The following is a 10,724-nucleotide window of genomic DNA, read 5'->3' on the forward strand; positions in this document are numbered from 1 at the left end:
GCATCGCCCGGCGCCGCTCGCCGCCGATCCACGGCCACAGGCCCCCTCCGGTGCGGGCAGAGCCTCGTGAGACGAAAGAGACATCCACCGGAGACGCACGTCATGGACGGACACTCGCGGGAAGTCCTATGTTGGTCCCGTAGCGAACTTCCCGGTGTCAGGGGTCGGTTCACCCTCGTCACCGCGCAGTCAGACCGCGCTGACCGAGGAGCAACGATGCCCGTCTATTCCTTCCTGGACGACCTCGAGAGCCAACTCGAGTGGCAGCGGCAGCTGTACCGGGACCTGCACCGCCACCCCGAGCTGAGCCTGCAGGAGCACCGGACCGCAGAGCGGATCGAGTCCGAGCTGGCCGGGCTGGGAGTGGCCGCACAGCGGATCGGCGGGACCGGCGTCGTGGGCGTGCTGGAGAACGGGACCGGGCCCACCGTCCTGTCCCGCGCCGACATCGACGCCCTGCCGGTCACCGAGGACACCGGACTCGACTACGCCTCCACGGTGGACGGGGTCATGCACGCCTGCGGACACGACATGCACGTCGCCGCCCTGCTCGGCGCGCTCCGCCTGCTCAGCGAGAACCGCGAGGCCTGGTCCGGCACCTACATCGCCCTGTTCCAGCCGGCCGAGGAGAACGCCGCCGGTGCGCAGGCCATGCTGGACGACGGACTGGTGGAGAAGCTGCCCCGGCCGGACGTGGCGCTGTCCCAGCACGTCATGCCCTTCGCGGCGGGGACGATCGGCACCGCCCCGGGGCCGGTGCTCTCGGCCGGGGACTCCCTCAGGATCACCGTGTTCGGCCGCGGGGCCCACGGGTCCATGCCGCACAACGCCGTGGACCCGGTGGTCCTGTGCGCCGCGATCGTGCTGCGCCTGCAGACCATCGTCTCCCGCGAGACCCAGCCCGGGCAGTTCGCCGTGGTGACCGTGGGTGCCTCCAACGCGGGATCGAAGTCCAACATCATCCCGGACCGCGGCGAGCTGCTGCTGAACCTGCGCACCTACGACACCGCGCTGCGCGAGAGGATCATGGCCGCGATCGAACGGATCGTGCGCGGTGAGTGCGCCGCGGCCGGCTCACCCCGGGACCCCGAGTTCGAGTACTACGACCAGTTCCCGCTGACCTCCAACGACACCGGCACCCACGCCACGGTGACCGCCGCACTGACCGGGCACTTCGGGGCGGACGCCGTGTTCGACACCCAGCCCTACACCGCCTCCGAGGATTTCAGCCGCATCCCGGACGCCTTCGGCGTTCCCTACGCCTACTGGTTCGTGGGCTCCGTGCCGCCCGAGAGGTACCGTGCCGCCGTGGACGCCGGCACCGTCTCCTCGGACATCCCCGCCAACCACTCACCCTTCTTCGCCCCGGCCATCGACCCGACCCTGGCGATCGGCACCCGTGCCCAGGCCGTCGCGGCCCTGGCCTACCTGACCCCACGGGACCGGTCCGCCTAGCAGCACCGTCACACCACGGAGACATTCCAGACGAGGGAGATCTCGCATGTCCGTCACGTCCACCACACCCGCCACCACGGCCTGGACGCCGAACGACCGCTGGCTGACGGGCATCGTCCTGGCCGTCGTCACGTTCTGGCTGTTCGCCCAGACCCTGCTCAACGTCATCCCCGGCATCCGGGACGCACTGGGCATCGAGGCCACCATCGCCAACCTGGCGGTGTCCATCACCTCCCTGTTCTCCGGGATCTTCATCGTGGTGGCCGGCAGCCTGGCCGACCGGATCGGCCGGACCAGGATCCTGCTCGTCGGCATCTGGCTGGGCATCCTCGGCTCCCTGCTCATCGTGCTCACCCCCGAGGACGCCGGCGGCCTGACCTCCGCCCTGCTGCTGGGCGGGCGCGTGGTCCAGGGACTGTCCGCGGCGTGCATCATGCCCTCCTCGATGGCCCTGATCAAGCAGTTCTACGAGGGCAAGGACCGCCAGCGAGCGCTGTCGTTCTGGTCGATCGGCTCCTGGGGCGGCTCCGGGCTGTGCTCCCTGTTCGGCGGCTTCATGGCCACCACCGCACTGGGCTGGCGGTCGATCTTCGTGCTGTCGATCATCGTCTCCTTCGCCTCGCTGCTGCTGCTGCGCGGTACCCCGGAGTCCAAGGCCCAGGCCCCCGAGGGCGGTTACCGCCGCTTCGACTGGGGCGGGCTGATCGCGTTCATCATCATGCTCGTGGCCATCAACGTCTACATCTCCCAGGGACCGAACATCGGCTGGCTGAGCCTCACCGGCGTCGCGCTGGTCGTGGCGGCCGTCGTCTCCGGACTGGTGTTCCTGCAGATCGAGGTGCACCAGGGTGCTCCGTTCATCGACCTGAATCTGTTCAGGAACGGCACCTTCACCGGCGCCACGCTCTCGAACTTCCTGCTCAACGGCGCCGCCGGCACGCTGATCGTGGCCCTCGGCCTGGTCCAGGTCGCCGCCGGCATGAGCGCCCTGGAGTCCGGCCTGCTGACCATCGGCTACCTGGTGGCCATCCTGGCGACCATCCGCGTGGGCGAGAAGCTGCTGCAGCGCTTCGGCCCCCGCAAGCCCATGCTCTGGGGCAGCATGATCACCGGTGTCGGCATCCTGATGTGCTCCATGACCTTCCTGCTCATCGAGCAGTACATCGTCCTGACGGTCATCGGCTTCACCCTGTTCGGCATCGGCCTGGGCTTCTACGCCACCCCGTCCACGGACGCGGCGCTGTCCAACGTGCCGGACAACCAGGTCGGGGCGGCCTCGGGCATCTACAAGATGGCCTCCTCGCTGGGCAACGCGATCGGCGTGGCCATCTCCGCGGCGCTCTACGTCGCCGGCCAGGCCGTGGACCCGGCCATGATCCAGTCCTGGGGCTTCTTCATCGGCAACCAGGACAACGTGGCGTTGCGCTTCGGCGGTGCGATCGGCCTGCTGTTCAATGTGTTCATGGTCGTGGTGGCCATCGCCTCGATCATCCTGACCGTGCCGACCGAGGCACAACGGGAGGCCGAGGCGCGGGCCGCCGAGCGCGCGGAGCGCAAGGACGTGCCCCCGGCGCCGATCGGCAACTGAGGCTCCCGGCGCACGGGGCGCGCGGGGCGAGGACACCGGGGACGTCCTGGGTCCGCTGAGACGACGGAGGTCCTCGTGTCCACCACAACGGCATCGACGGCGGCGGTCTGGAAACCCACGGACCGCTTCCTGCTGGGGATCGTGCTGTCGGTCATCACCTTCTGGTTGTTCGCGCAGACGCTGCTCAACGTGATCCCGGGCATCCAGGACGAGCTGGGGGTCCCCCCCACCCTGGCCAACCTGGCGGTGTCCATCACCTCCCTGTTCTCCGGGATCTTCATCGTGGTCGCCGGGAAGCTGGCGGACCGGCTCGGCCGGATGAGACTGCTGCGCACCGGCATCTACCTGAGCATCCTGGGATCGCTGGCCATCGCCCTGACCCCGGTGGACCTGGGCGCTGTCACCACGTCCCTGCTGCTGGGCGGACGGATCCTGCAGGGACTGTCCACCGCGTGCATCATGCCGGCGGCGCTGGCCCTGCTGAAGACCTACTACGACGGCAGGGACCGGCAGCGGGCCATGTCCTTCTTCTCGATCGGCACGTGGGGCGGGTCCGGGCTGTGCTCGTTGTTCGGGGGGTTCATGGCGTTCACCGCCCTCGGCTGGCGCTCGATCTTCTGGTTGTCCATCATCGTGGCCGTCACCGCCCTGCTGCTGGTTCGCGGCACGCCGGAGTCCCGGGCCGAGGCCGGGACGCACGCGGGCTTCGACTGGGCCGGGATGATCACCTTCGTCGTGGCCCTGCTGGCCATCAACGTCTACATCTCACAGGGCCCCACCATCGGCTGGACTAGCCCGGTCGGACTGGGCCTGCTGGCGCTGACGGTGATCGCCGCCATCACCTTCCTCCGGATCGAGACGCGCCAGAAGCAGACGTTCATCAACCTGCAGCTGTTCCGGGACCGGGCCTTCTCCGGGGCGGTCCTGTCCAACTTCCTGCTCAACAGTGCGGCCGGCACGCTGATCGTGGTGCTGGGACTGGTGCAGATGGCCTCCGGCTGGACCGCGCTGCAGGCCGGGACCCTGACCATCGGCTACCTGGCGGCCATCCTGGCGACCATCCGCGTGGGTGAGAAGCTGCTGCAGCGCTTCGGCCCGCGCAAGCCGATGATCTGGGGTGCCGTCATCACGGGGGCCGGCATCCTGATGTGCTCCATGACCTTCCTGCTGCTCGAGCAGTACGTGGTGCTGACCGTCATCGGGTTCACCCTGTTCGGCATCGGCCTGGGCTTCTACGCGACCCCGTCCCTGGACACCGCCATGGCATCCGTGCCGCTCAGCGAGGGCGGCGCGGCCGGCGGCATCTACAAGATGGCCTCCTCGCTGGGCAACGCCATGGGAGTGGCCATCTCCGCCACGCTGTACGCGGCGGGGCGCGGGGTGGATCCGGTCATCATCCAGTCCTGGGGCCTGTTCATCGGCAACCAGGACAACGTCGCCCTGCGGTTCGGCGGGGCGATCGGCCTGCTGTTCAACGTCTTCATGGTCAGCGTCGCGCTCGTGTCCATCATCCTCACCATCCCGAAGGAACAGGTCGAGGTGAGCCACGTGCAGGAGTCGGCCCGGGCCCCGCGCCAGGACGTGGCCCCGCCGCCGATCGGCAACTGACGCCGGGTGCCGGTCCCGGCGGGTGCCGGACCCGGCCCGGACACGGACCGGAGGGGCCCGGGACGCGGATAGACTGGACCGCGTTCTCGTCCCAGAAGGAGCCCCGCCACCATGACCATCCGTCCGATCACCATCCACGGCGAGCCGGTCCTGCACCGCCGGGCATCGGAGGTCACGGCGGTCGACGCGCAGATCAGGACCCTCGTCGAGGACATGTTCGAGACCCAGGACGCCGCACGCGGCGTGGGGCTCGCGGCGCCCCAGGTCGGCGTCGGACTGCGCATCTTCACCTGGACCTTCGAGGACTCCGGTGAGGCACCACCACGCGGTCACGTGATCAACCCGGTCCTGACGCGCATCGGGAGGACCTCCCAGGAGGACCCGGACCCGGACGAGGAGTCCGAGGGCTGCCTGTCCGTCCCCGGTTACAGCTTCCCGCTCAAGCGTTCCGACCATGTCCGCCTCACCGGCCAGGACGTGGACGGCCACGAGATCGACTTCGAGGCCACCGGCTGGTTCGCCCGCGTCATGCAGCACGAGTACGACCACCTCGACGGGTACCTCTACATCAACCGGCTCAACGGCAAGTGGACCCGCCGGTGGAAGAAGAGCCTGCGCCGCGAGGGCTGGACCGTGCCCGGGAACACCTGGCTGCCGGGCACCGACCGCGACCCCTTCGGCCACGACGACGTCACCGAGGACGACCAGCAGACACCGTAGTCTCGTCTGCATGCCCTCCGCAGCGCCAGCCTTCGTCGACCGCACCCGCGCCTCGCCGTGGGGACTGGCCGCGGCCGCCGGTGTCTGTGCCTCCGCGGTGGTGCTCTTCGCGTTCCTGCTCCCCGGTTGGGGCCATGCCCTGCTCGTGCTCAGCGTCCTGCTCGCCTGGCGGGTGGACGCCGGGCTCGGGCGGGACCTGACCCTCATCGGGGCGGGCATCGCCATCGTCAGCACCACCTCGGTGGAGGCCGACCTGCGCTGGGACCGGTTCTTCCTCCTCGGCGCGGTGCTCACCGCCGCAGTGGCCGTGCCGCTGCTGCTGGACCGGTTCTGGCTGCGCCGCCGCGTGATCGTCTTCCCGTGGCGCACCGGCACCGCGTGGACCAGGGTGCAGTGGTCCTACGTGATCGCGGTACCGGTCCTGGGCTGGGCGATCCTGCCGGCCTACTTCATCCACTCCGGCAGCTACCAGAACTGGCCGCACGTGCAGGAGACCTCCGAGCTGGCCCGGTTCTTCGTGGGCGTGAACTTCGTCGGCCTGTGGGACGAGCTGTTCTTCATCTGCACCTGCTTCGCCCTGCTCCGCCGGCACTTCGGGCTGTGGACGGCGAACGTCCTGCAGGCGATGGTCTTCGTGTCGTTCCTGTGGGAACTGGGCTACCGGTCGTGGGGTCCGCTGCTGACCGTCCCGTTCGCGCTGCTGCAGGGATGGATCTTCAACCGCACCCGCAACCTGACCTACGTGGTGGTCGTCCACCTGCTCTTCGACGTCGTCGTGTTCCTGGCGATCGTGCACGCCCACAACCCGGACACGCTGCGCATCTTCGTCTACTGACGGCCCCGGACGGCACGACGGCGGCCGGTCGCCTCCGTCGTGCCGGGAGGCGACCGACCGCCGTGGGGTCGGGTCAGGCCGTGGTCAGTCCCGGGGCAGGACCGGCACCGCGTCCCCGGCCATCTTCTCGATGACCCGGACGACCTGGCAGGAGTAGCCGAACTCGTTGTCGTACCAGACGTAGACGATGGCGTTCTTGCCGTCGTTGACGATGGTGGCCAGGCCGTCGACGATGCCGGCGCGGTTGGAGCCGACGAAGTCCGAGGAGACGATCTCCGGGGAGTGGATGTAGTCCATCTGGGCGCGCAGTGCACCGGTCAGGGACTCGTTGCGCAGGTGCGCGTTGAGCTCCTCGACGGACGTCTCCTTCTCCAGTTCCAGGTTCAGGATGGCCATGGAGACGTTCGGGGTGGGCACGCGGATGGCGTTGCCGGAGAGCTTGCCCTTGAGCTCGGGCAGGGCCTTGGCCACGGCCTTGGCGGCACCGGTCTCGGTGAGCACCATGTTCAGGCCCGCGGCGCGGCCGCGGCGCGAACCCTTGTGGAAGTTGTCCGTGAGGTTCTGGTCGTTGGTGTAGGCGTGCACGGTCTCCACGTGGCCGTGGTCGATGCCGTACTCGTCGTTGATGATCTTGAGCACCGGCGTGATGCCGTTGGTGGTGCAGGAGGCGGCCGAGAGGATGGTGTCCTGCTCGGTGATGTCGTCCGTGTTGACACCGAAGACGATGTTCTTGATGTCGCCCTTGCCCGGTGCGGTGAGCAGGACCTTGGCGACGCCCTTGGACTTCAGGTGCTGGCCGAGGCCCTCCTCGTCACGCCAGCGGCCGGTGTTGTCCACCACGATCGCGTCCTTGATACCGAACGCGGTGTAGTCGATGCTGGCCGGGTCGTTGGAGTAGATCACCTGGATCACGGTGCCGTTGGCGGTGATGGTGTTGTTCTCCTCGTCCACGGTGATGGTGCCCTCGAAGGGTCCGTGGATGGAGTCGCGGCGCAGCAGGGAGGCGCGCTTGACCAGGTCGTTGTCGGAGTTCTTCCGCACCACGACGGCGCGCAGGCGCAGCGAGGAGCCACCTCCCTCGTGGGAGAGGATGATGCGGGCCAGCAGGCGGCCGATCCGGCCGAAGCCGTAGAGGACCACGTCGGTGGGCTCGTGCAGGCCCTCGCCGCCCTTGCCGGCGACCTCGGCCAGCTCGGCGTCCAGGAAGGACTGCAGGTCTCCCCCGGTCTCCTTGTACTTGTTGGCCAGCTTGGCCAGGTCCACGGAGGCGGCGCCGAGGTTCATCCCCGCCATGGCCTCGACGATCGGGAAGGTGTCCTCGACGGGCAGGACGGACTCGTCGATCTGCCGGGCGTAGCGGTGTGCCTTGATGATGTCGATGACGCCCTTGTGGACGAGCTGGCGGCCGTAGATGCTGGTGATCACGTTGTTGTCCCGGTACAACGTGCCGATCAGCGGAACCATCTTCTCGGCCAGTTCCTCCCGGTTGTTCCAGGCGGCGCGCTGGTCCTGCGCGATTCCGGTGGTCTCTTCTGCCACGGTAGGTCCTTCCCTCAAGCCCCTGCCTCCAGGGGGCGACTGCGCTGTCGCTGCACGGGCGCCGGTGGGCACCCGGTAGTGGAGACGGTCACGGCCCGTCCGGCCTGCCGTACCCGGTCGGTATACGGCCGGACCCAGTCTAGTGTTTCCGCACCACCCCGGTTCCGCATGTAGCCATGTGGAGGGCGCGCCGACCCTGTGGCGTGGGCCACTGCGGGCCAAGGGCCGGTTCCGCGCCGGGCACGGTGGGACCGGCGGACGCGGTCCATATCCGCAGGACCGCGCCACTGACCTGCGGACCGGTCAGGGGATAAGGTGCAGTCAGTCGCGCCATCCGTGACACGCGGACCTTCCACACGTCGCGCCACGCGTGCATCACTCTCGAGAGGAGGGCCGGGGCCGACGGGCCCCGGAGACGCCACATGAGCCATGAGACACAGTCAACGGCAGACCTGGTCAACGAATTGAGGGAGAGACGGAGGCGGCCACCGCGCCGCACCGACCGGGCCACGGGGATCGATCCCTGGGTCTTCGGCATCGCGGGCACCGTCGCCCTGGCCATGGTGCTGTGGGGATTCATCGGGTCGGACTCCCTGGGGTCCTTCTCCGCCGACGCCCTGAGCTGGACCATCACGCACACCGGCTGGCTCTTCGTCATCGCCGCCACGGTGTTCGCGGTCTTCGTGATCGTGGTGGCGTTCAGCCGCTTCGGGCGCATCAACCTCGGCCAGGACGAGGAGAAACCGGAGTTCAGGACGGTCTCCTGGATCTCCATGATGTTCGCCACCGGCATGGGCATCGGCCTGGTGTTCTACGGCGTGGGTGAACCGTTGTACTTCTACATGGCGCCGCCCCCGGGGACCGTGGAGGGCCAGACCCCCGAGGCTGCCGGGGTCGCCATGGGCACCACGCTGTTCCACTGGACGATCTACCCGTGGGCCATGTACGCCGTGGTCGGCCTCGGGATCGCCTACGGCACCTTCCGGCTGGGCCGCAGCCAGCTGTTCTCCTCCATGTTCACCCCGCTGTTCGGGGAGAAGGCGGTCAACGGCTGGGGCGGGAGGGTCATCAACGTCCTGGCCATCCTGGCCACGCTGTTCGGTTCCGCCTGCTCCCTGGGCCTGGGCGCCATGCAGATCGGCGGCGGTCTCCAGTCGGCCGGGGTCATCGAACAGGCCACCACGGCGATCCTCGTGATGGTCATCGGGGTCCTCACCCTGGCCTTCGTGGCCTCGGCCGTGTCCGGTATCGCCCGCGGCATCCAGTGGCTGTCCAACATCAACATGGTGCTGGCCCTGCTCCTGGCGGTGCTGGTCTTCATACTGGGACCCACGCTGTTCGTGCTCAACATCCTCCCCAACGCCGTCGGCAGCTTCATCAACGACCTGCCGGTGATGGCCTCCCGCACCGGTTCGGGTGACCAGACGATGCAGGAGTGGCTGGGCACCTGGACGATCTTCTACTGGGCCTGGTGGGTGTCCTGGACCCCGTTCGTCGGGATGTTCATCGCCCGCATCTCCCGGGGCCGCACCATCCGCCAGTTCGTGGTGGGCGTGCTGCTCGTTCCCTCGGCGGTCTCCCTGGTGTGGTTCACCGTCTTCGGCGGTGGCGCGATCGGCATCCAGGAGCGCGCCGAGCAGGCCGGGGACACGGGCGCCCAGCTCGCGTCCATCGTGGACGGGGCACCGGACATCAACTTCGACCTGATCCTGTTCGACATGCTCGGCGCGCTGCCGATGAACCAGGTGCTCACGCTCATCGTCACCGGCATCACGGTGCTCCTGATCGCCATCTTCTTCGTCACCGGCGCCGACTCGGCCTCGATCGTCATGGGCACCCTGAGCGAGCGGGGCACCACGGACCCCTCCCGCAAGGTGATCATCTTCTGGGGACTGGCCGTCGGGGGCGCGGCCGCGGCCATGCTGCTGGCCGGCGGTGATGAGCCCGCCGAGGCACTCAACGGCATCAAGAACATCACGATCGTCTCGGCACTGCCGTTCGTCCTGGTCATGCTGCTGCTGTGCGTGGCGATCTGGAAGGACCTGCGCCGGGACCCGTTGATGCTGCAGGACAGGATCGCCCGCCAGGTCCTCGAGGACTCGGTCTCCATCGCCGTGGAGAAGCACCCGGACAGCGGGTTCGGCCTCGTGACGGAGGCCATCGCCATCCAGGCGGCGCGACCCCGCGATGCCGACCACGACGGCGTGCCCGACCGCCTGGACGCCCCGATCCCGGCCCCGGAGGAGGATCCGTCCCCGGCCGATGCAGCCCACCCTGGACACCGGCAGGAGCGGGAGGACCGGTAGCGGGGCCAGACAGCGGCGAGGGCCGGCGTCGTCTCCCCTTCTGGGGAACGACGCCGGCCCTCGCCGGGGGTGGGACAGGCCGGCTGTACGCCGGGTTCTGTGCCGTGACCGGTTGCCCGCGTCACGGTGACGGCCATCCATCTAGGCCCGCCGTTGCCGACGGGCTCGAGCGGCCAACCCGGATGCTCGGGCGGGCAGCCCTGCGAACGCATCCTGTTCGGCCTTGCACCGGATGGGGTTTACCGAGCCGGCCCGGTCACCCGGACCGCTGGTGGTCTCTTACACCACCCTTTCACCCTTACCCGCACCGTGGGTGCACGCACCCACCGTGCGGGCGGTCTGCTTTCTGTGGCACTGTCCTGCGGGTCACCCCGAGTGGGCGTTACCCACCATCCTGCCCTGTGGTGCCCGGACGTTCCTCACGGCATCGCACGCGATGCCCTGCGACCGTCCACCGGCCTGTCCCGGCCACCCAGTCTACCGCCACGCCCGCCCCCACGTCGTGGCGGCGGCCCTCCCCGCCCGGTGGCTAGGCTGTTCGGGTGCTCATCCTGCTGCCGCCCTCCGAGGGCAAGACCGCTCCCAGCTCCGGCGCCCCGATGGAGCTCAGTTCCCTGTTCCTGCCCACGCTCGCCGGAGAGCGCCTCACGGTGATGGGCACCCTGGCCGCCGT

Annotated in this window: 7 protein-coding genes and 1 other RNA gene; 6 read left to right on the forward strand and 2 right to left on the reverse strand. The window is 68.9% G+C overall.

All coding sequences use genetic code 11. The features are described from left to right. The first annotated feature begins 216 nt into the window (after positions 1–216). The 5 genes from CITRI_RS0110825 to CITRI_RS0110845 all read left to right on the forward strand — a co-directional run bounded on the left by CITRI_RS0110825 (position 217) and on the right by CITRI_RS0110845 (position 6,206). Positions 217–1,455 carry an amidohydrolase gene (locus tag CITRI_RS0110825; RefSeq protein ID WP_010144821.1) on the forward strand — a complete coding sequence of 413 codons (1,239 nt, stop codon included), beginning with the start codon at positions 217–219 and terminating at the stop codon, positions 1,453–1,455. Between the two features lie 46 nt (positions 1,456–1,501). Continuing rightward, the gene (locus CITRI_RS0110830) at positions 1,502–3,043 is read left to right on the forward strand and encodes an MFS transporter (protein ID WP_010144823.1); all 1,542 of its coding nucleotides are present in this window, start codon (positions 1,502–1,504) and stop codon (positions 3,041–3,043) included. A gap of 75 nt (positions 3,044–3,118) precedes the next feature. After that, positions 3,119–4,651: an MFS transporter gene (locus CITRI_RS0110835; protein ID WP_010144825.1), complete on the forward strand. Its 1,533-nt coding sequence runs from the start codon at positions 3,119–3,121 to the stop codon at positions 4,649–4,651. Between the two features lie 111 nt (positions 4,652–4,762). Then, on the forward strand, positions 4,763–5,371 hold the full coding sequence (gene def, locus CITRI_RS0110840; protein WP_010144826.1) for a peptide deformylase: 609 nt from the start codon (positions 4,763–4,765) through the stop codon (positions 5,369–5,371). A 10-nt stretch (positions 5,372–5,381) separates the two neighbouring features. Then, the gene (locus CITRI_RS0110845; RefSeq protein ID WP_010144827.1) at positions 5,382–6,206 is read left to right on the forward strand and encodes a CPBP family intramembrane glutamic endopeptidase; all 825 of its coding nucleotides are present in this window, start codon (positions 5,382–5,384) and stop codon (positions 6,204–6,206) included. Positions 6,207–6,290: 84 nt separating this feature from the next. Here the strand turns inward: CITRI_RS0110845 and CITRI_RS0110850 are convergent, their stop codons facing one another. Continuing rightward, positions 6,291–7,745, reverse strand: a complete 1,455-nt coding sequence (locus tag CITRI_RS0110850; protein WP_010144828.1) for a glyceraldehyde-3-phosphate dehydrogenase — start codon at positions 7,743–7,745, stop codon at positions 6,291–6,293. A gap of 422 nt (positions 7,746–8,167) precedes the next feature. Between CITRI_RS0110850 and CITRI_RS0110855 the strand changes: the two genes are divergently transcribed. Further along, complete coding sequence (locus tag CITRI_RS0110855; protein ID WP_010144829.1) at positions 8,168–10,051, forward strand: BCCT family transporter; 1,884 nt, start codon at positions 8,168–8,170, stop codon at positions 10,049–10,051. A gap of 70 nt (positions 10,052–10,121) precedes the next feature. On the opposite strand, the gene rnpB is transcribed toward CITRI_RS0110855, so the two are convergent. Beyond that, positions 10,122–10,514, reverse strand: an RNA gene (rnpB, locus tag CITRI_RS18475) — RNase P RNA component class A. Between the last annotated feature and the right edge of the window lie 210 nt (positions 10,515–10,724).

It is taken from the genome of Citricoccus sp. CH26A, from assembly GCF_000224415.1.
Lineage (GTDB): Bacteria > Actinomycetota > Actinomycetes > Actinomycetales > Micrococcaceae > Citricoccus.

Bases quoted from the DNA above. Each gene is read 5' to 3' on its own strand.
- CITRI_RS0110825 (WP_010144821.1), top strand. From the start codon at position 217: ATGCCCGTCTATTCCTTCCTGGACGACCTCGAGAGCCAACTCGAGTGG.
- CITRI_RS0110830 (WP_010144823.1), top strand. From the start codon at position 1,502: ATGTCCGTCACGTCCACCACACCCGCCACCACGGCCTGGACGCCGAAC.
- CITRI_RS0110855 (WP_010144829.1), top strand. From the start codon at position 8,168: ATGAGCCATGAGACACAGTCAACGGCAGACCTGGTCAACGAATTGAGG.
- CITRI_RS0110845 (WP_010144827.1), top strand. From the start codon at position 5,382: ATGCCCTCCGCAGCGCCAGCCTTCGTCGACCGCACCCGCGCCTCGCCG.
- def (WP_010144826.1), top strand. From the start codon at position 4,763: ATGACCATCCGTCCGATCACCATCCACGGCGAGCCGGTCCTGCACCGC.